Source organism: Psychrobacter sanguinis (assembly GCF_020736705.1).
Taxonomy (GTDB): domain Bacteria; phylum Pseudomonadota; class Gammaproteobacteria; order Pseudomonadales; family Moraxellaceae; genus Psychrobacter; species Psychrobacter sanguinis.
The window spans coordinates 778,244-802,590 of the sequence record NZ_CP085990.1; the positions used below are offsets into that span (position 1 = coordinate 778,244).

A 24,347-nucleotide genomic window follows, 5' to 3' on the forward strand; every position below is an offset into this window, starting at 1 on the left:
ACATTACGTGTCAAAAGTCCCGTTATCAATACCTCTTCTAGTAAATTAAAAAAATTGTGGAAACGAATAAAACATTAAAGCGCGCTTTTCCAAAATAGGAATTAATTGTCTAATTGATATGTAGCTACAAATAATTTTGTTTTCTATCTTTATACTAGCCCCATAAAAAAAGCCACCTCAATGAGGTGGCTTTTTTTATTTATACCAAATTATGACTAGTAAACACATTTAATCAACTCTATTTAACATATTTTTTAAAAAGTCTATATGATAAGTGTAATAGGTATATACTATTCTCTATATTAGTTGTTTAGTACTATAGAAATATAAAATTAATAACAAAACAACAGGGGACAGGATTAGAGTATGGAAAATGTTTCTGATAAAGGCATGAGATCAGTTGACAGCATCGTTACGATATTAGAAAGACACTCGATGCAATGTCACTGTGGAGGTCTAGCTCCACCTGCTACTATCGAAGGTCGCTTATATAAGTGCTTAACCTGTCATAAGAGCCAAGAAGGAATTAATTATAACTTTGATAGACTAATAGCTTCATTCTCTGAATTTAAAAACTCATCTTCAAAAACCAATAGTGAAATAAATTGCTTTAACCAGGCGATAGACATATTACGTCGTAAAAGTTCTGTCATCAATACCTCTTCTAATAAATTAAAAAAACTATGGAAACGATTAAGACGTTAAAGCGCGCTTTTGTAAAATGCGAATTAACTGTCTAATTGATATATAGCTACAAATAAATTTATTTTCTATCCTTATATCAGCCCCATAAAAAAAGCCCCCTCATTGAGGTGGCTTTTTTTTATTTTATTAAAGCTACTGGCTTTTACTTGATTAAGTACGATGACAAATTAAGCTTGCTCTTGCTCAACGCCTTTCATGGTTAGCTTAATACGGCCACGGTTATCAACGTCTTGTACCAACACATTGATTTCCTGACCTTCACTTAGATAGTCAGATACGTTTTCTACACGCTCATCAGAGATTTGTGAGATATGTACCAGACCATCAGTACCTGGTAATACAGTGACGAAGGCACCAAAATCCACCACGCGTGCTACTGTACCTTTATACACTTTACCCACTTCTACTTCCGCAGTAATGGCTTCAATCTGACGAATGGCTTCTTTAGTAGCGGCTTTATTTTCACCAAAGATACGGATAGTACCATTGTCATCGATATCGATAACCGCACCAGTGTCTTCGGTTAGCTGACGGATAGTCGCGCCGCCTTTACCAATAACATCACGAATCTTATCAGAGTTGATTTCGATTACCGCATAGTTAGGCGCATGAGCATTAATCTCAGTACGGCTGCTTGGCAATACTTCGTTCATTGCATTTAGAATATGGATACGACCCGCATGAGCTTGCTCAAGCGCTTTTTCCATAATGTCAGCAGTGATACCTTCAATTTTGATATCCATTTGTAATGCAGTGATACCATCTTTTGTACCGGCTACTTTAAAGTCCATATCGCCTAAGTGATCTTCGTCACCTAAGATATCTGACAATACAGCAAAACGATCGCCTTCTTTAACCAGACCCATGGCAATACCTGCCACTGGCGCTTTCATTGGCACACCAGCGTCCATTAGCGCAAGACTGGCGCCACATACTGAAGCCATTGAAGAAGAGCCATTTGATTCAGTAATTTCTGATACCACACGGATTACATATGGGAAGCGGTCACTATCTGGAAGCATGGCTTGAACACCACGACGGGCTAAACGACCATGACCGATTTCACGACGCTTAGGCACACCTTCACGGCCTGTCTCACCTACTGAGAAGTGCGGGAAGTTATAATGCAGCATGAAATGATCTTGGATAGTGCCTGCCAACGAGTCAATTAGGTTCACGTCACGTGAGTTACCTAAAGTCGTGGTAACCAATGCTTGAGTTTCACCACGGGTAAATAAGGCAGAACCATGCGTGTAAGGTAATACGCCTACTTGAATATCTAGAGCACGTACTGTGTCTAAATCGCGGCCATCGATACGTGGCTTGCCTGAAAGAATGGCATCACGAACGGTACGGTATTTAAGATCGTTGTAAATCTCTTTGATTTGACCTTCTTTTTCCGAAAACTCTTCTGATTCAGGATCGCCTGCCAATGCTTCAATAGCAGCGGCTTTAATTTCATCTAATTTCTCATAACGCGCTTGTTTATCACTAATTGAATAAGCGTCAGCTACTTGGCTACCAAATTGAGTGGTTACTTTTTCTTTTAACTCAGCATTCAATTCAGGCGCAACAAACTGTTGTTTTTCAGTACCAACTGCTTTGGCCAATTCAACAATATTATCGATAACAATTTGCTGTTGTTCATGGCCATATAGCACCGCACCTAACATCTGATCTTCAGAAAGCTCAGCGGCTTCAGATTCAACCATTAATACAGCAGACTTAGTACCAGCAACCACCAAATCTAAATCGCTGTTTTTAAGCTCTTCAATTGATGGGTTTAATACGTATTCACCATTAATGAAACCTACACGAGCTCCGCCAACAGGACCATTAAATGGGGCATCTGAAATAGCCAAAGCTGCTGACGCACCAATCATTGCGGCGATATCTGCATAATGCTTCTTATCACTTGATACCACAGTGGCAGTGATTTGGATTTCGTTCACATAGCCTTCAGGGAATAAAGGACGGATCGGACGGTCGATTAGGCGAGAAGTTAGGGTTTCAAATTCTGTAGGACGGCCTTCACGCTTGCCATAAGCGCCTGGAATTTTACCCGCTGCATACATTTTTTCTTGGTAGTTAACGGTTAGTGGAAAAAAGTTTTGGCCTTCTTTAGCCTCACTTTTTACAACCACAGCAACCAACACAGAAACGCCGCCCATGTGCACAAGCACTGAGTTAGCTTGTCTAGCGATACGACCGGTTTCAATAATAACTTGCTGATTGCCGTATTGAAATTCTCGAGAAATGGTATTGAACATTGACATTAATTTTTCCTATTTTTATAGATTAGCAATATAAGGGGTAACGCATCTATTGAGACTTACTTTAGCCTCTAACGTTTGACTGCTTAACGATTGACTTAAACTTCATCAACTCATTACGATAACTTTTAATATTATAGCTATCGATACTGATGCTATGGCTAACAATGTCATGATTATGGACAGTTTGCAGCACTCATCATAAACAAATCAAACGTTAGAAGCCCATTATTCTCACATAGACCGCTTCTTATTTTACAGGGATTTGCCATACTTGACCAATAAAAGTCATTTAACAATTCTGACAGATTTGGCTTACAAGGATATTCCCAGATTTGGATAAAAACTTAGATACAAAAAACGGCGTGAAATATTCACACCGTTTTTTGTTCTTTAAGGCATGAGCGTTTTAATTTAACTTTAAACCTCAATTCAGATAGCTAATAATAGAAACCCAAATTGAATAAAAAAGTTAAAATTAACGACGCAGACCTAATTCGCTGATTAGTGACGCATAGCGAGCAAGATCTTTACCTTTTAAGTAGTCAAGTAACTTGCGACGTTGGTTAACCATACGGATTAAACCACGACGGCTATGGTGATCACCTTTATGCTCTTTGAAGTGACCTTGTAGGTCATTAATACGAGCACTTAATAGTGCGATTTGTACTTCAGGTGAACCAGTGTCGCCAGGAGCGCGCTGATATTGAGCAATAATTTGTTGACGATCGGTATTAGTTAGCATAACTTTCTCCTGCAATGCATTGATAATATAAAGTCAATTTTATTGGGGACATCCCTGCATTACTAGAGATGACCTAAAAAAATGACTAAGTAAGCCTATTATTATAACAAAAAACTACTCACGAGTGAGTAGTTTTTTTAAATCATTCCCAACATAATCCAATTGAAATTTAGGTCAAATAAGATAAGTGGGTAATCTAAGACATAAATAGAGAAGAAGAGCTAGCTAGTCAGTGAGTTTATTTTGAAGCTTTATCTTCGGTAGCATTCCCAGCTAAGTCATCTTCATCTAAATCTGCTGTAGTCGCCTCTGCTAAACTATCGGGCTCTTGGATATTCTCCAATGATTTTTCGATTTCATCACTTTCTGGTGCTTGATTCGAGTTACTCATAAGTATTTTCCTTTATGCAGTTGTTCTATATGTACTGTTCGTTATATATAGATATAGGACAATTTGCCTTATTTAGACTGACTTTGCTCGAGATTTTCAGCGATACCTTCCGCTGCTTTATCTTGTTCTTTATCTTTATTATTACCTAAGTTACCTTCAACTTGGTTTTTTAAGCCAGCAATTTCTGCATCTGGTTGTTGTTGAGTAAATTTATTTTCATTAGACTGTGTCATAGTATTTCCTTATTAAATTAGTATTAGATTGCTTGTTAATAGTTTATTTAATGCCTTTTAAAAAAAGCCATTAATTCAATAAAACCTATTGGCTTACCGCTTTATCAATAGCGGTGGCAAAAGCTTCAATATCGTCTGGATTTCGAGAAGTAATGATATTGCCATCTTGTTGTACTTGTTTATCAACAAAGGTAGCCCCTGCATTTTCAAGATCTGTCTGTAAAGAATGATAGGCAGTTAGCGTTTTGCCTTTAGCCAAACCACTGTTAATTAACAACCAAGGGGCATGACAAATAGCAGCGACTGTTTTATTGTTGTCATAAAAGCTTTTCACAAAATCTTGTGCTGCCTTATCAATACGAATGGTATCAGCATTTACGGTACCACCTGGCAAAACCACAGCAGCGTAATCTTCTGCATTGGCCTCACTTAAAAATAAGTCAGCGGTAAAGGTGTCTGCTTTATCAACGTCCCCTTCCATGGCTTGAACTTCTTTTTTATCATTAGTAGTAATAAGTACCGTTTCATGACCTTTTTCTTTTAGTAAGCGGTCCACTTCGGCATATTCTGCTTGTTCAAAATGCGAATTTAGTAAAAATGCAATTTTATTACTCATTGTCAAACTCTCCGTTATCTATATAGATGGGGTAAAAGTAATACGACTTAATTTGTTTGGTAAGTTTTAATTTATAGTCTCATTATTTTTAATTATTGCCTTATGTCCTTTATTATTTTTAGAATTATCAAACAATCTCAGTAATTTTAATTTAGATTCATTATCAAGACTAAGTAAGCATCCCGCCAATATCATTGACTTTCATTTTCTAATTCTAATTTATTATTTTTATATTTGATTTTTATTTACTTTAAAAACAACAAACAGACTTCATTTTTATATTACTTAACCCGTTTTTGTTATTGGTTTTCTTTTTATTCTTAAGATTAAGGTTAAGCTTTTTATATTTTTCTAGTTATTAATTATTTTTAATTATTCAAATACCCAAGGGACCTAATTTTTATTTTTTTAATAGTTTTTTATTTTTTCAAATTATTAATATATTTTTATAGTTCATAATGCATTCCTTAGCTTCACTATCTAGATTACAAGCTTGTCTTATCTTGTAAAAGATACAGGTTGCAAGTAAATGTGTGCATTTGTGAAATGTGTTGGTACTAAGTAAATTAAGAGGCGTTTGTGTCTATTAAATTAAAGACATAAAAAAACCCATATCATTCAATAGGATATGGGTTTAGTGAACTTTTGAATAAGTTATGAATTATTAGATTTCCAAAACATATTACTTTTAACAAAGAGTTTTTTTAGACAGGCCAAAAAACAAATAGCTCGTTAATTAAATATATAGAGATTAATTTAATACTCATTAAACGCCTATAAACTTTCTCAACGCTGAATCATCTTCTTTGGCTGCAAACGACCATTAAGCTCGAGTTCACCCAATCCTAAAAACGATCCTTCAGCGGTAACTAGCTTAATATCACAGCTAAGTCGGTCATCACCTAAATCTTGTCCATCATCCTTCGTAAGCGACTCTTTTAAATACTGTATCAAGGTATCATCAAGTTGCTCATAGACATTGAGACGTTGTCCCATATGTAACCGTTCACACTGAGCTTCTGTTACCGCTAGTGTCGCCACATCATTGATACAAGCGTCGATATCTTGTAATTGCTGCAGACGTTGTTCATGAGTCATACTTTCTAACTGATCTAGGGTTAAAGCCTGTTCAATATCGAAATGACCCACTTGGATACGGCGCAGAGCTGTTAGATGCCCTAATGTTCCTAATGCTTGGGCGATATCTTCTGCCAATACTCGGACATAAGTACCTTTAGAACAAGTGACTGTCAGCAATAGCTCATCCGCTACCTCTGTTAACGCCAGAGACAGATTTTTGATAGTAATAGGACGGGCAGGACGTTCAATCTCGATACCTTCACGGGCATACTCATATAGTTTTTTGCCGTCTTTCTTAAGTGCTGAGTACATGGGCGGAACTTGTAGGATATCACCCAAAAACTTAGCAGTGACCTGCTCTAACTCTGATAATAAAAGTTTAGGAACTGGCTTTTCAGCCACAACCTTCCCTTCTGCATCGCCAGTATCTGTTTGAATGCCTAGCTTTATCGTCGCCTGATAGGACTTGTCTGCATCAAGTTGATAATGACTAAACTTGGTGGCTTCCCCCAAACATACAGGCAGTAAACCGGTTGCCATCGGGTCAAGAGTACCCGTATGACCGGCCTTTTTGCTGTCATGTACAGGTGACTTAAGTAGATACTTGACCTTAGACACCACCTGCTGTGAAGTCAGTCCCTTCGGCTTATCAATTAAAATGACCCCTGATACTCTACTTTTTGGAGCCTGAGTTACTTTATTAGGAGACTGAGCTGTATTAGGTACTTTATCTAAGGTCATTAAAATCTACTTATTCACTTGATGCTAAACAAAATAATGGCTTAAACCAAAACAGTGTTAAAAGTTAATTTAAAACCATTAAAGTGAGGCGTCGTTATCGTTATCAGCCTCTACGTCACTACTGGTTTCTGTTTGCTCAGTCTTAGTAACGGCTTTATTGATAAGGTCCATCATATAGTTACCTTGTGCCGTCACTTCATCATAATGGAATCTTAAACGTGGCGTAGTACGGGTTTTAAGGCTGTGACTTAATTCAGTACGTAAAAATCCGGCTGCTTTGTTAAGCACCTGCAAGCTCTCTTCGTGGCTATGCTTGCTCATTGCATCATTAAGTTCAGGCTCCATCACCGTCACATAGATATCAGCGTAGCCCAAATCAGAGCTCACTTTGACACTAGAAATGGTGACAAAACCGGTTAGACGGGGATCATTAATTTCATCACGAATTAGTACAGCAAGTTCACGTTGAATTTGATCACCTAAGCGCTGTAAACGTTGGTTCATGGTGGTGTCCTTTCGATGGCGTTATGGCAGGAGTCTTAAGGTCACACTGCGCAATGCTCAAGGCAATAGCGTTAAATGACTCTCACTCATGATAACCCATAATAAATTTGATAAAAAATGATTAAAAAAAAAGACCTAACAGGATGACCTGATAGGTCTTTGACTACTATTTTAAATAACTAGATAGTACGTTGAATCTCTTGGATTTCAAATACTTCAATCTTATCGCCGACTTCAACATCATAGCCGCGAACCGCAAGACCACATTCCATACCTGCTCTTACTTCATTCACGTCATCTTTATAACGACGTAACGATTGTAGTTGACCGGTAAAGACCACTTTGTCATCACGTAATACGCGGATAGACTTGTTGCGATAGATGGTTCCTTCGACCACCATACAACCTGCTGCAGCACCAAACTTACTTGAACGGAACACATCACGTACTTCAGCAATACCCAAGATCTTCTCACGATGTTCAGGAGACAGCATACCACTCATTGCGGCTTTAACATCGTCAATTAGACCATAAATAACGCTGTAGTAACGAATGTCGATATTTGCTTCGTCCGCTTTACGTTTCGCCGCATTGTCTGCACGAACGTTGAAGCCTAGTAATACCGCTTCACTCGATTCCGCAAGTGTTACGTCTGATTCCGCAATTGGACCGACACCTGAGCTGATGACTTTAACTTTAACTTCATCAGTAGACAGCTCATTCAGAGCGGCAAGTAGGGCTTCTAGCGTACCACGTACATCTGTCTTCAAGATGATGTTTAGGAAAGACAAGTCATCTTGACCCATCTGCTCAAACATACTCTCAAGACGCATCTTGTTCTGACGCTCAAGCTGCTGCTCACGCTCACGGTTGGCACGGAACTCAGCCACTTCACGCGCTTTCTTCTCATCTGAAACGACTAAGAATTCGCTACCTGCTGCTGGTGTATCCGGTAAGCCCAAAATCTCGACAGGGATTGACGGACCGGCTGACTTAACACGTTTGCCTGTTTCGTCAGTCATCGCACGAACTTTACCGTAGAACTCACCCGCTAATACTAGGTCGCCTTGGTTTAATGTACCTTTCTTAACTAAGATACTGGCTACCGCACCACGACCTTTTTCAAGACGAGACTCGATAACTACGCCCTGAGCAGCGCCTTCAGTCGGTGCTTCAAGCTCCATAAGCTCAGCTTGTAAGTTAATAAGCTCTAGTAGCTCATCAATACCTTCGCCAGTTTTAGCAGAGATTTTAGCCAAAGGTACGTCACCGCCCCAAGCTTCAGTTACCACTTCTTTAGTGGTTAACTCGTTTAGAACACGGTCAGGATCAGCAGTGCTCTTATCCATCTTGTTGATAGCAACAATGATTGGTGTACCAGAAGCACGTGCATGGTCAATCGCTTCTTCTGTCTGAGGCATCATGCCATCATCAGCCGCCACAACTAGAACCACGATATCTGTCGCTTGCGCACCACGTGAACGCATAGCCGTAAACGCTGCGTGACCTGGGGTATCTAGGAAAGTAATGACGCCACGGTTAGTCTCAACATGGTAAGCACCAATATGTTGCGTAATACCACCTGCTTCACCTGGAGCCACTTTGGTTTCACGAATCTTATCAAGTAAAGAGGTTTTACCATGGTCAACGTGACCCATAATAGTGACAACTGGCGGACGAGTCTGCACATTACTGCTACGCTCTTCTACCGCTTCGTGTAAATCATCTTCAACTTTAGTATCGCTAACTGGAACTGGGTTATGACCCATTTCTTCAACGATTAAGCTAGCTGTGGCCTGATCAATAGGTTCTTCAGCACTAACAATTTCACCCATTTTCATGAGTAATTTAGTGACTTCGCGGGCTTTAACTGCCATACGCTGAGCTAAGTCAGAAACTACTATTTGCTCAGGAATTTCAACGTTATAAACAATCTTCTCAACTGGTTTTTCAAACTTATGCTGAGAGGCTTGTGATGATTTTAAGCCATGTTTACGGTTGCGAATTTCGCGCTCTTCTTGGCCTTTACGGCGACGGCCACGAGTGGCAGTACTTGAAGAACCACGTTTAATTTCGCGACGCTCTTTTTCAAAAGACTCTTCTAAAGCTTCACCCACTAGGCCTTCAGCTAAAGGCTCATCTTTACGTACTTCTGCCACAGGCTCTTTATCGCTGTATTTGCCTGCCATTTTGCGCATTTGCTCAAGCGTTTTCTTCTGAGCTTCTTCCGCTTGTTTACGTCGGGTTTCAGCTTCGATTTGACGCAGACGCTCTTCTTCCACTTCACGGGCTTCACGAGCTTTACGCTCCGCTGCCGTTTCTACTTTTGGCTTCGTAGGTGCAGTTTTCTTCTTAGGCGCTTCTTTTGCTTCAACAGCAGCTTTACTGCCTTTTTTCACAACAACGGTAGACACTTCATCTTTTTTGTCACTAGATGAACTGCCACCGCCTAAGTTTGCACGCATAGCGGCCAAAGTAGCAGCTTGACGTTGTTCTGCTTCTTTTTTGACTTGTTCGCGTTTTTTAGCTTCTTCTTCAGCGCGTTGCTTCGCTTCTAAAGCGGCTTTTTCACGCGCAGCAATTTCTTCAGCCAGTTTATTTGGATCTGGCTTTTCAAATACTTTCTTCTTACGAACTTCAACGTTAACGCTTTTTGACTTGCCTGAAGAGCCAGTCACACGAGCAGTACTGGTCGTTTTAGATTTAAGGCTAATACGACGCTTCTCTTTTTGTCCGTGTGATTGCTTCAAGAAAGCTACCAGCTGTTCCTGCTCAAGCTCGGTGACCAGGTCATCCTCGCCACGAGCAGGCAGCCCAGCATCAGTCAGTTGCTTCTGTACTGCACTGACTGTCTTGCTTACCATGTCTGCTAATTCTTTGACGGTCTTATCTGCCATTTATAGTCACCTATTTATTATTCTTCATTAAACCAAGATTCACGTGCCTTCATGATCAGCTCACCCGCAGTTTTCTCATCAAGACCTTCAATGTCTTCAAGATCAAATACTGCTTGTTCTGCTAAATCATCTAACGTGATGATGTCACGTTGAGCCAGCTTGTACGCCCAGTCGGTCGTCATGCCGTCCATTGTGAGCAACTCTTTGCTTGGCTCTTTCATATTTTGCTGTTTAACCAGTTCATCAGCAATGACTACTTCTTTCGCACGCTCTTGAATCATTTCAATTGCGTCGTCGTCAAGACCTTCGATGTCATAGAAAGTCTCAACAGGCACATAAGCCACTTCTTCAATACTGGTAAAGCCCACATCAACTAACGCTTGAGCCAAATCTTCATCTACTTCTAGACGATTATAGAACAGCTCAAGATAAGCTTTTGTTTCATTCTGTTGACGCTCTAGGTACTCTGCTTCAAGCATCATATTTAATTTATAGCCGGTTAACTCAGAGGCCAAACGTACGTTTTGACCTTGTGCACCAATGGCGCGGGCTAACTGATCATTCGCAGTAAAGATAATGTCTGCTGTTTTGGCATCTTCATCTAGAATAATACTGCTTACATCTGCAGGCTCTAAAGCACTGATGATGTATTGTGCTGGGTCATCAGACCATACGATAACATCGATACGTTCACCATCAAGCTCAGACTGTACGGCTTGAATACGTGTACCGCGCATACCGATACATGCGCCGACGGGATCAATACGATGATCATTGGTCTTTACAGATATTTTAGCACGAACACCAGGCTGACGGGCCACATCACGAATTTCAATGATTTGTTCGCTAATTTCTGGTACTTCTTTATTCATCAACGCAATTAGCATGTCAGGGCTAGTACGTGATAACAATAATTGAGCGCCGCGATTGTCACGATTCACATGATATAGGATAGCATTAATACGAGACTTTACGCGTAATTGTTCACGTGGCAACATTTGATCACGTGATAAGTAGCCTTCAGCATTATCCCCTAAATCAATGATATAACCATCACGGGTTTGTTTTTTAACTTCGCCATACATCATCTCACCAATTCTAGGTTCAAAGGCATCGGCAGTTAAAGCACGCTCTGCTTCACGAATCTTCTGAATGATAACTTGCTTAGCCTGAGTAGCTGCAATACGTCCAAATTCGATAGATTCGATTTGTTCTTCTTTGATATCACCAATTGACCATTCATTTTCGTCAAGATCACTGATGGCTAACTGACAAGCAGGCATCTCATGGTCTTCATCGGCAACCACTGTCCAATAACGGTACGTATCATAATCGCCGGTATCACGGTCAATTTCAACACGCACAGCCACTTCAGGCTGTTCGGTATACACTCTTTTTTTAGTAGAAACTACCAAAGCCTCTTCAATTGCTTCGAAGATGTCTTCTGGATTTAGGCCTTTTTCGTTACTGACGGTTTCTACTACCGTTAAAATTTCTCGACTCATTACACACCTATCCTCGCCTACTTATAATTTAAAGTAGCAAATAATTATTAAATTTATTTTTATCTTAGGCCTAAAAGCTGTGAGGTTTAAGTTCATTCAAAAACGTTGCTTACTATTATCTATTACCTCAGCCTAAATTAATATATAAGATGGGTTAACAGTTAACAGTAATTGACCGTATCAAATCAAGTTAAATACAATAGTAAGCTTTAGATCAACTTATATGCCAAGATTACAGATCTTGATAGATTAAATTTGCTTTATCAATATTATCAAGGGCAATATCGAATTGCTCGCCTTCGGGTGTGACTATAGACAATTGTTTATCGCCTAATTGCTCAAGCTTACCCGTCACTTTACGACGTTTTGAACTCCCTGCCCCTACTGCTTGAATTAAGCGTAAATTAAGGGTTTGACCCACATAATCGGTCATTTGCTCAGGGGCAAAGAAAGGTCTATCAAGACCTGGAGAGGAAACTTCAAGCACATATTCACCCGCAATAGGATCATGTACTTCAAGCACACCGCTAACTTGGTGAGTAACCGCCGCACAATTCTCGATAGTGACTTGCTTATCAGCGGCTTTGTCTTCTGGCAAAGATTCAATATATATGCGTAATAATGAACGCCCACCTTGCGGTAAGAATTCCACACCCCAAAGTGCTACATCACAAGCAGCCACAGCTGGGGCAATAATGTCGGTTAACTGAGTGACTTTATTAGATAACTTCATGACTTGTTTTTTAGTCCATAAATAGAAGTATCTATTATAAATGCATATTATGACTATTAGGCAATATTAAAAATAACAGATACAAAAAAACCCACAAACAATATGGTGGGTTAAATAAAAAGTAAGATTGAAATAAAAAATGGTAGCGGGGGCTGGATTTGAACCAACGACCTTCGGGTTATGAGCCCGACGAGCTACCAGACTGCTCCACCCCGCATCAATCTAGGCTGACTATTATATGTAGAATCGAATGGGTTGTCAAGCATTAAACTGATTTAATTTAAAACTTTATCAAACACCTATCAAATCGACCAAGGTAATAGCCTTACCTATACTACTTTACTCTTTGGCTGCTTAATTGTCACAGCCTTATAGTCAACATAACCGACCATAATATTGGTGCGATTGGAGGGACTTGAACCCTCACAGCTTGCGCCACCACCCCCTCAAGATGGCGTGTCTACCAATTCCACCACAATCGCAATCTCTAATTCACTATCTGTCTTTATGAACAAGAGCTACCCTGATAGTTGTCATAGTTAAGCTTGAGGAAGCGCTATTGACGGGTTAAGCTCTTTAAACAGTGAGTGTTTATTCTAAATTAGGTTGCACATTCTACTCGTCTTTGACATAGGGTGCAACCCATTTCAAAAATGCTAACAATAAGGACTGGCGTTAATCTTGTTGTTTACTACACCGGCTACTGCACATTATTCCAGGTATCAGTACTTTATTTAACTTATCACTTACACTCAAGTCATCACTAACTATTTTACTTAGAAGACGTTGGCGCAGGTGAGTTTCCTGTTACTGGTGCTTGTGAAGACGCAGGCACATCTAACTTATACTGGCTATCTGCTTGTTTACGGGCATGAACGGCCAACGTTAAGCTGGTGGTAAAGAAAATAACTGCTAATACTGCCGTGGTACGCGTTAAGAAGTTGGCACTACCAGCTGCACCAAATACAGTGCCTGAAGACCCTGCGCCAAAAGACGCCCCTGCATCAGCCCCTTTACCGTGTTGAATTAAAATCAACCCAATCATGGCAATAGCAACAATAATATGAATGGCTAGGATAACGTTAAACATGCTTTGCCTTACTTAATCTTAAGAGTTAAAAGACGAAAAAATCTGGGTACTACTAATTTGGTTAATACTAATTTGGGTACTACTATTAAGCGACTGATATTTGAAAGCCTGTCATTAATCGCCTGCTATTATCAATCGCCTACTACAATCGTTTACTATAAGCTATAAACACTATATATAGGCAATTGAATAAATTTCTAGCACCGGCATTAAGATTACTTTATTTAGAAAAGGCTTTGGCAATGTCAATAAAGCTGTCTGCTTTTAAGGCAGCACCGCCAACAAGTACGCCATTAATCTGTTCTGAGGCAGCAAAATCCTGAGCATTATCCGGCTTCACACTACCGCCATAAATAATTGGTGTAGCAGCAAGCGTGCTGTTAAAAGACTGCAAACGCTCACGGATAAACTGATGAACTGTCGTCACTTCTTCAACACTTGGCACTTTACCAGTACCAATTGCCCAAACAGGCTCATAAGCGATCATCAGTTTATGGGCAATATAGTCATCCGCCTCTACAGCATCTAACTGCTGCAGGAAATCAGCGACAACGGTCAATTGTTCACCCAATACTTGGGTCGTGCTTCCTGCTTCAAAATCAGCTTCAGACTCACCAATACACAAAATAACGCCGACACCTTGAGAAGCACAATTTAGCATCTTCTTTAATAAGATAGCGTTTTGTTCATTAAAGTACTGACGACGCTCAGAATGGCCAATAATGGCCCATTGAACGCCTAAATCTTGTAACTGCTCTGCTGAAACATCACCCGTATAAGCGCCAGAAGTAGCAGACAACGCTGATACATCCTGACAGGCTAACTTAATACGGGTTGAACGCAGAGTAGCGTCCACTTTAGCCAAATGCAATAAGCTAGGCGCGACCATAATATGGCAGGCTTCTAAGGCACTACTTTGAGTGTTTACCCCATCTACCAAGTCATCTACTAAGGCCTGCACTTCATTTAGCGAGGCAGGATTTAGTTTCCAATTACCGATAACCCAAGACTTCATAACACACTCTCAATAAAAAAAATTCAACGTACAACCAACTTATAGTGGTCACTGTAAAAATATGATAGCCCCATATTATATCATAGTCTCATAAGACAAAATTAGCCTTTATTATTTGGTAACCGCAAAATATAAAAATAAAAATAAACTTAAGGTAAGCTAATGGAATTTAAACCTTGTTAAAGGCTTAAAAGTAAGGTTTACTAAAAACATTGCTCTCATTGTCTGAGACAACCTCCACATTTTACGTCAAGCAGCAATCACCCCCTATAGGATGCCCCATGTCTGACGTTACACCCTCTATCCACGCCCATTCAATACGTGATAATCCTCATCAAACTCCTTTGGCCACTCCTATAACGGTCAGCCTTAATGCAGTGGATAATGATCCGGTGGTTAAATTGGTCTATTCCTTGCTTATCGATGCTGTACGTCTTGGGGCATCGGATTTACACTTTGAGCCGTATGAACATGTTTATCGAGTTCGTTTTCGAATAGATGGGGTACTCAAGCAAATGGCTATATTGGACCTTCAGCTAATTCCTCAGGTTTCAGCCCGCTTAAAAATTATGGCGCAAATGGATATCTCTGAACGTAGGCTCCCACAAGATGGCCGCATCACCCTTAAAACTGCCGACAACAACACTCTAAGTTATAGAGCCAGCGCCCTACCTACTTTATTTGGGGAAAAAATTGTGCTGAGGGTAATTGATGCTGCAGAATCACTCGCAGGGATTGACGATTTAGGACTAGAGCCGGATCAGAAGCAAACCTTTTTGAAAGCGTTACATCAGCCTCAGGGCATAGTACTTATCACTGGACCTACTGGTTCAGGCAAAACCCTATCCCTATACACTGGTCTAGGCCTATTAAATACAGACAGTACCAATATCTCAACCGTTGAAGATCCTGTAGAGATTACGCTAACCGGCATTAATCAAGTCAGTGTTAACCCCAAAATAGGACTCAGCTTCGATACCGCTCTGAAGTCGTTCTTACGTCAAGATCCTGATGTGGTCATGGTCGGTGAAATTCGCGATTTGGAAACCGCAGACACTGCCATAAGAGCCGCTCAGACCGGACACCTTGTGTTGTCTACTTTACATACCAACTCTGCCGCAGAGACCTTAACCCGCCTGCATCACATGGGCATTGCTTCTTTTAATATAGCTACCGCTATCAGTTTGGTTGTTGCTCAGCGGTTGGCAAGACGGCTGTGTGAACATTGTAAAAAACGAGCAGACTTTCCAAAATTAAGCCTGCTTCAAATGGGATTTTTAGAAACTGATTTTAAGCCCTCTCCTATCAGTCAATCCGATCCGAATCAGTCTGGTTTAGGCCAATCGATGCCAAAGCAGCCCCTCGTAGAACAATTAGATTCAAGCTCAACAGCCTCTACTATTTATGAAGCAGTGGGCTGTGAACATTGTATAGAAGGCTACAAAGGTCGCGTAGGTATCTTTGAAGTTATGTCTATAACTGATGAGTTGGCGGAATTGATTATGCAAGGCGGTAATGCCCTACAAATTAAGGCGCTGGCGGAACAGCAAGGATTTTATAGTCTGAGACGTGCTGCCATTTCAAAAGTCTTGCAAGGTACTATTAGTATCCGAGAAATGAATAGAATCACCGTGACTTAAGCTATATAGCCAATTAAATAACCAACTAAATGTACAGTTAAATGACGTACTAAAAGATAAGTTAAATAAAAAACAGGCATTAAAAACACATTAACCCTAACTATCAACATAATCCTTAAGGAAAAATGGTGGCTCAGGCAAGGAAAGATACCCTACGCACTTTTGAATACCAAGGCAATAACAGTCAAGGGCAAAAGGTAAAAGGCGAGTTGAGCAGTAGCAGTCTACCTTTGGCCAAGGCCCAACTGCGTAAAAAAGGTATTGTATTCAACAGCATCCGCCGTAAACCCAAACCAGTTGTTATCGTTAAGAAAAAAATCAGAGCCTTAGATATTGCGGTGTTTGCCCGTCAATTGGCCACCATGACCAAAGCAGGCGTGCCCTTATTACAATCGTTGGACATTGTGATTGAGACATTGACCAAACCTAGCATGATTGAAGTGGTAGAACAGCTAAAATACAGCATCGAATCAGGTACTCCTTTTGCGGCAGCGTTAAGCAAGCATCCTAAACAATTTGACAACTTATTTTGTGCGTTGGTCTCAGCGGGCGAGTACTCAGGCTCGCTTGATATTATGCTAGAGCGCATTGCTACCTATAAAGAAAAAAGTGAGCACCTTAAAAGCAAGATAAAAAAGGCCATAAAATACCCTATTGCGGTTATTAGCGTGGCGATTATCGTTAGCTTAATTTTACTGCTCAAAGTAGTGCCCGTATTTAGCGAATTATTTGACTCTTTTGACTCACAGCTGCCAGCATTTACTCAACTTGTGGTCTCTATCTCTGAGGGGCTACAGCGCTGGTGGCTAGGTTTATTAGGGGTTACCAGCATGGCTATCGCAGGGTTTTTCCGTGCCAAAAAAAGCAATACAAAATTTGCAGCGTTTATTGACCAAGTACAGTTAAAACTGCCCATAGTTGGCCGCATTACCTACCAAGCCATTATCGCCCGCTTTGCACGCACATTAGCTACCACTTATGCCGCGGGTGTGCCTTTGTTACAAGCTTTAGAGGCTACAGCAGCGGCTACCGACAATCAGCTATTTTATAAAGCCACCCAAAAAATAAAACAAGACGTTGCCACCGGTCAGTCCTTAAACTTTGCCATGCGTAGCAGTCAATTGTTTCCTACCCTGGCCATTCAAATGGTGAGCATTGGAGAGGAATCTGGTAGCTTAGACGACATGCTTGATAAGGTGGCGGTATATTATGAAAATGAAGTCGACAATGCAGTCGACGGTCTGACCAGCCTGATGGAACCAATAATTATGGTAGTGCTAGGGCTACTGGTCGGTGGTCTTGTCATCGCCATGTATTTACCTATTTTTCAGTTGGGTTCAGTAATGGGGTAAAACCATTTTAGGGTATTAAGGACAGGTTGCGATATCTTTTTAAGTTTAATCAACTGTGTCACTTTAAACAGGCTTCTTTATGTATTATTGGCAGTTTATTCATTCGCTTCAACAAAACCTGTATTTGGCGTTGGTGACTTTTGGGCTCATTGGACTGTGTGTGGGCAGCTTTTTAAATGTATTAATTTATCGTACCCCACTTACGTTAATGCAGCAGTGGCGGCTTGGCTCGGTACAATTATTGGAATCTCAACCAGATATTCCTGCAGAGGTGATACAGCCGATTGCAAAAATTGTGCAACAAGATCTACTGTTATCGCTCTCTACCCCTGCCTCACATTGCCCTGACTGTGGCCAACGTCTGCGTTGGTATCACAATATTCCTTTATTAAGCTGGATAATACTCGCGGGTAAGTGCGCCCACTGTGAGCAAAAAATTCACTGGCGCTATCCTTTAGTTGAGCTCAGCACCGCCTTATTATCGATGTTGGTTGTCTATCGGTTCGGTGTCACGTTACAAGCAGTTTTTGCTTTGATTTTTGTCTGGACGCTAGTTGGATTGGCCGGTATCGATTGGATCAGCCAATACTTACCTGACAAATTAACATTTCCTTTGGCAGCTTTAGGCTTGGCGATAAACAGTGAGGCTATTTTTGTGACCCCAACCCAATCCATTTGGGGCTTGTTACTGGGTTATTTAAGCTTGTGGACGGTGGTAAAGGTTTTTTATATATTCACTAAAAAACAAGGAATGGGACAGGGCGACTTCAAGCTATTAGCGGTCATTGGGGCCTGGCTGGGTCCTATGATGTTGCCTTTTGTGATATTGCTCTCGTCATTACTCGGTTCGATCATTGGGATAGTACTGATGCATCACCGTGCCGAAAGCCGTCCTTTTGCTTTTGGTCCTTATCTGGCTATTGCCGCAATCGTAGCTCTACTTTACGGTGAGTCATTGATACAATGGTATCTTGACTGGCCTTAGCTATTACTATCAATAATTAAGCGATAAGCCGTATTTGAAAAATGCTGGGTAACACCCCGTTGAAATTAAGCACACGAATTAATACAAATAAATTGCCATAACATGCTATTTTTATCGGTTAATTAATATAGCCTGAAGGCCACCTTAATTTTCAGACTTAGAAGAAATTTAAGCTTCAGAAAAATTAAATGTCATTGTTTCAGTATCTGGGCCTTCCCTTTATTTGTTTTTCTAAGGCTATACTATATTTTTAATATGACACTATGTTTTCAAGACTACGCTATGTTCTTTAAGTAGCGTTGGGTAATAGGCTACGGAATTTTTCAGCGGCCCTGTATAAGCCAACTATGTTCACTTCCCTCTATAATTTTATAGCGCGCCTGTTTTAAAGGTATTGATATGATATATGACACTCACCTCCACTCCGAAACTAACTCCGATATCCCAAAAGATGATCGCGATATTGATCCGCCTCAAAAGTTTCAAACCTTTTATGTGGACAAGCCTGTTATCGGTTTAACAGGGGGAATAGGCAGTGGAAAAACAGCAGTATCTGACTGGTTCGCTGCCAAAGGTATTGATGTGGTAGATGCTGATGTGGTGGCGCATCAAATCATGCAAAAAGGCAGTCCTACCCTGCAAAGGTTAGTGGAAGCTTTAGGTGACTGGGTTGTGGATGGCTCAGGGGAGATGGACAGACGCGCAGTACGTGAGCACGTCTTTGCCAATAACAAAGCGTTGTTAACGTTAGAGTCGATTACCCACCCCGCCATCCGTCAAGAAATTAAAAACCAGCTCAGCCAAGTCACCTCCGACTACGTTATTTTATCCGCACCTTTATTGTTAGAAAGTTATGAAGCAGGATTGGTCTCCTTATGCGACAGAGTACTGGTGGTAGATGCTTCAGAGGAAACGCAGTTACAGCGTGCCAGTAGCCGTGATACCCAAACGGTCGATAAAATTAAAGCCATCATGGCCAATCAGTTGTCACGACAAGCCAGAGTTGAACAAGCCGATGATGTGGTCTGTAACAACGGAGATTTAGAAGCCTTATATGCTCAACTGCAGCCGCTACATGAAAATTATTTAGCATTTAAAAAACTGCCACAGTATTAAGATATAGATGCGCTATTAACCTATAATACGAGTAGAACAACAAAAAGAGCGCATCAGCGCTCTTTTTATTGGTTTGCTAAAAGCTACCACAAGCCTTCTAAGGCTGATGGCGTTGACGGCTTACTTCATATAGCACCATGCCCGTGGCCACACTGACATTGAGACTCTGTAACGAGCCATGCTTATTACCGGTCATTGGAATATAAACCAATTCATCGCAGCGCTCCGTGGTTAAGCGGCGCATTCCCTCGCCCTCTGATCCCATAATAATCGCTACCTTGCCTTTTAAGTCCACATCTGGCAATGCTTTGGCTGTTTCATCAAGGGCTGTACCATAAACGAACACACCTGACTGCTTTAAGTTTTCAATACAGCGGGCCAAATTGGTCACCGCAATCACTGGCATAATTTCCATTGCCCCAACAGAAACTTTAGCCACGGTTGGCGTTAAGCTGGCGGAATGATGTTTGGGACAAATGACTGCATCAACGCCCATGGCAGCAGCGGTACGTAGACACGCCCCTAAATTATGAGCATCGGTAATTTGATCGAGCACCAAAAACAAAGCATCTTCTGCCTTGGCCAACGTCGCTATTTCGCCTTCATCCGCCATCGCTAGAGGACGTGCATTTAACACAACACCTTGGTGCTGCGGACTACCACAGAGTGCGGTTAATTTATCACGGCTGGCTTGTTGGATACTCACGCCCATTTGCTCAGCAAGCTGCAAAATCTCTTCAAAAGTAGAGTCAGCTTCCTCAGCAGTGTTGTTACCCTCTTTACCACTTCGCCCTTGCTGGACAAACAGCGCCATGGCGTCGGTAGGACGATGAGTCAACAAAGCGTGGATAGCGTGAATGCCATAAAAATGAACTGGCTTAGCCATAAAATAACCTTTTTAACTGTATTTAATGTGACGTTTAATATTGAATTTAACGTTCGATTAGAGTGTTAATAATTTTGATGTTTGACGTAAGCAGTTCCATATCATTTGATACAAGCGGCTGAATACATCTAAGACACAAGAGCACCCAAAGTATACACTGAGGGTGCTCTGAATATCATAATAATATTTAACAGCATGACAGGAGGCAATAAAGAAGGCGTAGCAATAAAACCCTACTTTAACCTTAACCTCTCACGTCATTTACATTAGCCTTCAAGGTGACAGATATACTGTACAATTTGTTCAGTACGTAAGGTAAAGCTGCTGTCGCCTGCTACCACAAAGGCTTGGCCGGCACGATAATAGGTAAAGGCGTCTTCACCGGTGATTTTGACCTCGCATTCGCCGCCAGTAATCTCCATTCTTTCAGAGGTATGCGTCGCAAACTCATATTCACGTACGTTTTCATCACAAGGTAGAATGACACCGAGCATTTTTTTGCTTCCGTCTTCAAATAACACCGTGTGGCTACTACATCTACCATCATAAGAGATGGTGGCATTTTTTACGACAGAAACCTGGTCATAAGTCGTCGTCGGCATGATGACTTCCTCAATCTTAGTCTACATAATAATAGTCATGGGCTAGCGATCAGATGGTACTAATTTTACAGCCCTGCTTTTTGATGCTACTTTTTTGTTATTCAATGCTACCACAATATTGCTGAGAAAATTATGACAGGACAGGTGTTTTTTAAATATTCGCTATTCCAAATCGTCATTAGCCTTTGTTATAGACCTTTTGCATTATAGCAGTCACTTACTTTTTAATTCACATACTTTTTGAATACAGTCAGACTTTATTTTACTCGCAAAAAATAAAACACTTTATAATCAATGACAGTCACATTCGATTGATGCAAAATATCTTGTATTAATATTAAAATGGCTCTATATATCGCCTTACTACTAATGGAGCAAAGGCATCTTATAGCTTCATTAAACCTCTAAATTACCCTGTTTATACGGTTACTCTTATTTGGGTAAAGAGGTGAAATTAATCGCTCTAACCGTGTGGCTTTGTTTGCTTTTAGGTGGTCATAACGATACGATACGGTTACTATTTTTGTCCGTTTTTTAGTGTTTTTTATAACAAACACCCTTATTGAGATTGCTGATGCTAACTTCTCTGACACTGCAAAACTTTGCCTTAATTAACCATCATGAGCTGTCATTATATGACGGTTTTAATGTGATTACCGGGGAAACCGGTGCAGGTAAATCGTTACTGCTTGATGCGTTATCATTATGTATTGGTGGACGTGCTGATACCAGCATGGTTCGTCATGGTAAGGACAACGCTGACATCTATGCTCAATTTGAATTTGCGATAAAAAATTATTCAGCAGGTGACGCTGCTAAAGAGCAGACAGACAATACAGCGGCTGCCGTCAGTCAATGGTTCGCTGATCATGAGCGCGAATTTGAGGGTGACGTATTAATCCGTCGCCAATTAAGCAGTAATGGCCGTTCAAAAGCATGGCTTAACGGGGTTCCGGTTAGCCTGACTGAGCTAAAAGAGCTGGGGGCAATGCTGGTTAATATTCACAGTCAACATGCGCAGCAGGCCCTGTTAAAGCCGGCATTTGTGGTGGAATGGTTGGACAGTATTGCCGGGTTACAATCTTTGGCAAGTGATACTGAACAGGCTTATAAGGCCTATCAAAAGCTAAAGCGTCAAGCCGCAGAGATTGCCGCCAAAGAAGCTCATCGTAATGACCGTATTGAATTGCTAAATAGCCAATTGGCAGATATCTCGCCTTTGTTGGCGGTAGATTATGAGCAAATTGAAGCGGAGCATGATGAGCTATCTAACTTAGAGGCACTTATGCTAGAGGCCAGCCATGCGGTGCAGTTATTAGACAATGACTCAGATGACCCTGATGCTATGGACTTATTGGGCAAAGCGATTCGTTTGTGTGAAAACCAATCAGAAGTTAGCCCTACTTTCAGTCAAGCCAGTGAGTCTTTATATTTGGCACAGCAGCATGTGAGCGAGGCCTCAGCCTTATTGGCCGACTATGCCGAACAGCAACTGCCTGACCCTGAGCGCCTTGAAGAATTAAATGCTTTAATCAGTTTGGGTCATCGTTTGTCGCGTAAGCACGGCTTACCTACTATTAACTTAGTAGAAGAGGCTCAAGTCTGGCAAGAGGAGCTAGATAACTTAGTCAATCAGCCTACCTCTGAAGTGTTAGAAGCACAAATCCAAAGTGCTTGGGAAGCATTTACCGCCTTAGCCATTGAGTTAGGTGAGGCACGTCAACAGGTGGCCCCTAGTATTAGTGAAAAATTGGTGGCACAGCTACAGCCTTTGGCTCTGCCCAATGCACGCTGTGAGTTTGTTTTCACTGAGAGAGCGGAAGATAACTACAATGCTCAAGGTCAACATGACATTGAGCTGATGTTCAGTGCCAACGTTGGTATGCCCATGCAGCCTTTATATAAGATTGCCTCGGGCGGTGAATTGTCACGTATGGCACTGGTAATGCAGGTATTATTGGCAACACACAGTGGCCACAATAACGGGACAACAGGTAACTCGCCCGCAGACGCGTCTGAGCCTATGCTAGTGTTTGATGAAGTGGATGTTGGTATCAGTGGCGGCACTGCGCAAGTGGTTGGTGAATTATTGCGTCAACTTGGGGCTCATCGTCAGCTTCTGGCCATTACTCACCAAGCTCAAGTCGCCGCACAAGCGCATCAGCATATTTTAGTACAAAAACACCATGACAATGAAGAAGGTCAAACTAGCAGTGAAATCGATATTATCGAAGGTGATGCTCAGGTTAATGAATTGGCCCGTATGTCAGGCGGGGTAAATATTACTGATATTACTCGAGAGCACGCCCGTAGTTTACTTGCCGATGTCAGTAAGTAGTCTGGACTGTGATTAGGTCGCTATTGAGGCCCTATCAACCTCCATTATTGTGTATAGTCTTATAGCGAGTGTACTTAGGCAATATACAAGTTAAACCGTAACAGGCTAAATAGCGATCCGCTGAGTCTAAATTGGCAGCCCGTTGCTTTAATTAAACATTGCCCCCATGTTATTAATTCCCTATTTAATATTGAGTTTGCCCAGTCTATGACCCTTGATAATTTAACCCATCATTTTCTAATTGCCTCGCCCAATATGCCAGATGAGCGTTTTGCGCAGACGCTGGTCTATATTTGTCGCCATGACAAACATGGCGTATTAGGACTGGTGGTCAACCGCCCTATCAACGAGACCCGTGTTGGTAAGTTACTGGAAAATTTAGACATTGAGGTCACTGATGAGTCGGTGATGGATGATCTGGCCTTAGATGGTGGTCCTATCTATCCTGAAGTGGGGTTTGTACTGCATACTGGCCAACCAACTTGGGCCTCCTCTTTCGCTATTTCTGAGAACATCTGTATTACTACCAGTAAAGATATCCTACAAAGGATTGCAGCGGGCGAAGGCGTTGGCCATTATCATTTATGCTTGGGTCATGCCAGCTGGTTTAGAGGTCAACTGGAAAAAGAAATCAATCAAGGCGACTGGTTGGTTAGCCCAGGTGATTTGTCTTTGTTATTTGAAATCCCTTTTGAAGAGCGTTGGCGTCATGCGGCTTTAAAAATCGGGGTTGATTTAGATTTTCTGAGCGATGACATAGGTCATGCCTAACCTCCTCATTCTTTGCTGCTGTTAGTTACCCTAACCCTGTATTTATAATCTCTGTACTTCCCTATATTTATAATAGTCTGCTAATAAAGCGATACTTATGCCTATGTTGAATCCCATGTTAGACGATAA

21 protein-coding genes and 2 tRNA genes are annotated in these 24,347 nt (G+C 41.1%); 7 read left to right on the top strand and 16 right to left on the bottom strand.

Features of this window, described 5'->3' with window-relative positions; translation table 11 throughout:
* Positions 1-366: 366 nt before the first annotated feature.
* Positions 367-705, top strand: coding sequence for a hypothetical protein (locus tag LK453_RS03290; protein WP_201535620.1), 339 nt, complete (start codon positions 367-369; stop codon positions 703-705).
* A 167-nt stretch (positions 706-872) separates the two neighbouring features.
* Here the strand turns inward: LK453_RS03290 and pnp are convergent, their stop codons facing one another.
* The 14 genes from pnp to tpiA all read right to left on the bottom strand — a co-directional run bounded on the left by pnp (position 873) and on the right by tpiA (position 14,528).
* Positions 873-2,981 carry a polyribonucleotide nucleotidyltransferase gene (gene pnp / locus LK453_RS03295; RefSeq protein WP_201535617.1) on the bottom strand — a complete coding sequence of 703 codons (2,109 nt, stop codon included), beginning with the start codon at positions 2,979-2,981 and terminating at the stop codon, positions 873-875.
* Between the two features lie 475 nt (positions 2,982-3,456).
* Entirely contained in the window at positions 3,457-3,723 is a 267-nt protein-coding gene (rpsO, locus tag LK453_RS03300; protein WP_007394560.1) for a 30S ribosomal protein S15, read from the bottom strand.
* A gap of 238 nt (positions 3,724-3,961) precedes the next feature.
* Positions 3,962-4,114 (bottom strand): hypothetical protein, encoded by a 153-nt coding sequence (locus tag LK453_RS03305; RefSeq protein WP_201535601.1) that lies wholly within the window; start codon positions 4,112-4,114, stop codon positions 3,962-3,964.
* 68 nt (positions 4,115-4,182) lie between these two features.
* Positions 4,183-4,347, bottom strand: a complete 165-nt coding sequence (locus LK453_RS03310) for a hypothetical protein (protein ID WP_007394562.1) — start codon at positions 4,345-4,347, stop codon at positions 4,183-4,185.
* An 85-nt stretch (positions 4,348-4,432) separates the two neighbouring features.
* Positions 4,433-4,963 (bottom strand): type 1 glutamine amidotransferase domain-containing protein, encoded by a 531-nt coding sequence (locus LK453_RS03315; protein WP_201535598.1) that lies wholly within the window; start codon positions 4,961-4,963, stop codon positions 4,433-4,435.
* A gap of 786 nt (positions 4,964-5,749) precedes the next feature.
* Positions 5,750-6,784, bottom strand: coding sequence for a tRNA pseudouridine(55) synthase TruB (gene truB / locus LK453_RS03320; protein ID WP_201535595.1), 1,035 nt, complete (start codon positions 6,782-6,784; stop codon positions 5,750-5,752).
* 78 nt (positions 6,785-6,862) lie between these two features.
* The gene (locus LK453_RS03325; protein ID WP_201535592.1) at positions 6,863-7,288 is read right to left on the bottom strand and encodes a ribosome-binding factor A; all 426 of its coding nucleotides are present in this window, start codon (positions 7,286-7,288) and stop codon (positions 6,863-6,865) included.
* Between the two features lie 179 nt (positions 7,289-7,467).
* Positions 7,468-10,185 carry a translation initiation factor IF-2 gene (gene infB / locus LK453_RS03330; protein ID WP_007394566.1) on the bottom strand — a complete coding sequence of 906 codons (2,718 nt, stop codon included), beginning with the start codon at positions 10,183-10,185 and terminating at the stop codon, positions 7,468-7,470.
* Positions 10,186-10,202: 17 nt separating this feature from the next.
* On the bottom strand, positions 10,203-11,690 hold the full coding sequence (gene nusA / locus LK453_RS03335; RefSeq protein ID WP_007394567.1) for a transcription termination factor NusA: 1,488 nt from the start codon (positions 11,688-11,690) through the stop codon (positions 10,203-10,205).
* A gap of 232 nt (positions 11,691-11,922) precedes the next feature.
* Positions 11,923-12,423, bottom strand: a complete 501-nt coding sequence (rimP, locus tag LK453_RS03340) for a ribosome maturation factor RimP (protein ID WP_007394568.1) — start codon at positions 12,421-12,423, stop codon at positions 11,923-11,925.
* A 140-nt stretch (positions 12,424-12,563) separates the two neighbouring features.
* Positions 12,564-12,640 (bottom strand) — tRNA-Met (locus LK453_RS03345).
* 180 nt (positions 12,641-12,820) lie between these two features.
* Positions 12,821-12,905 (bottom strand) — tRNA-Leu (locus tag LK453_RS03350).
* A gap of 290 nt (positions 12,906-13,195) precedes the next feature.
* Complete coding sequence (gene secG, locus LK453_RS03355; protein ID WP_007394569.1) at positions 13,196-13,513, bottom strand: preprotein translocase subunit SecG; 318 nt, start codon at positions 13,511-13,513, stop codon at positions 13,196-13,198.
* A gap of 220 nt (positions 13,514-13,733) precedes the next feature.
* Entirely contained in the window at positions 13,734-14,528 is a 795-nt protein-coding gene (tpiA, locus tag LK453_RS03360) for a triose-phosphate isomerase (protein WP_201535577.1), read from the bottom strand.
* 281 nt (positions 14,529-14,809) lie between these two features.
* Here tpiA and LK453_RS03365 point away from each other — a divergent pair, with 281 nt between their 5' ends.
* The 4 genes from LK453_RS03365 to coaE all read left to right on the top strand — a co-directional run bounded on the left by LK453_RS03365 (position 14,810) and on the right by coaE (position 19,621).
* A complete protein-coding gene (locus LK453_RS03365; protein ID WP_201541853.1) occupies positions 14,810-16,168 on the top strand; it encodes an ATPase, T2SS/T4P/T4SS family in 1,359 nt (452 codons plus the stop codon).
* Positions 16,169-16,296: 128 nt separating this feature from the next.
* Positions 16,297-17,520 carry a type II secretion system F family protein gene (locus LK453_RS03370; RefSeq protein ID WP_320157804.1) on the top strand — a complete coding sequence of 408 codons (1,224 nt, stop codon included), beginning with the start codon at positions 16,297-16,299 and terminating at the stop codon, positions 17,518-17,520.
* Between the two features lie 79 nt (positions 17,521-17,599).
* Complete coding sequence (locus tag LK453_RS03375; protein WP_201535557.1) at positions 17,600-18,505, top strand: prepilin peptidase; 906 nt, start codon at positions 17,600-17,602, stop codon at positions 18,503-18,505.
* Between the two features lie 399 nt (positions 18,506-18,904).
* Positions 18,905-19,621 carry a dephospho-CoA kinase gene (gene coaE, locus LK453_RS03380; protein ID WP_227674414.1) on the top strand — a complete coding sequence of 239 codons (717 nt, stop codon included), beginning with the start codon at positions 18,905-18,907 and terminating at the stop codon, positions 19,619-19,621.
* A 97-nt stretch (positions 19,622-19,718) separates the two neighbouring features.
* Here coaE and rlmB read toward each other — a convergent pair whose 3' ends face one another.
* Together rlmB and LK453_RS03390 are read right to left on the bottom strand one after the other, a co-directional pair.
* Positions 19,719-20,507 carry a 23S rRNA (guanosine(2251)-2'-O)-methyltransferase RlmB gene (gene rlmB, locus LK453_RS03385; protein WP_201535554.1) on the bottom strand — a complete coding sequence of 263 codons (789 nt, stop codon included), beginning with the start codon at positions 20,505-20,507 and terminating at the stop codon, positions 19,719-19,721.
* 266 nt (positions 20,508-20,773) lie between these two features.
* A complete protein-coding gene (locus LK453_RS03390; RefSeq protein ID WP_007394578.1) occupies positions 20,774-21,109 on the bottom strand; it encodes a pyrimidine/purine nucleoside phosphorylase in 336 nt (111 codons plus the stop codon).
* Positions 21,110-21,683: 574 nt separating this feature from the next.
* Here LK453_RS03390 and recN point away from each other — a divergent pair.
* Positions 21,684-23,447 (top strand): DNA repair protein RecN, encoded by a 1,764-nt coding sequence (gene recN, locus LK453_RS03395; RefSeq protein WP_201537894.1) that lies wholly within the window; start codon positions 21,684-21,686, stop codon positions 23,445-23,447.
* 207 nt (positions 23,448-23,654) lie between these two features.
* Entirely contained in the window at positions 23,655-24,218 is a 564-nt protein-coding gene (locus LK453_RS03400) for a YqgE/AlgH family protein (protein WP_201537892.1), read from the top strand.
* The last annotated feature ends 129 nt before the right edge of the window (positions 24,219-24,347 follow it).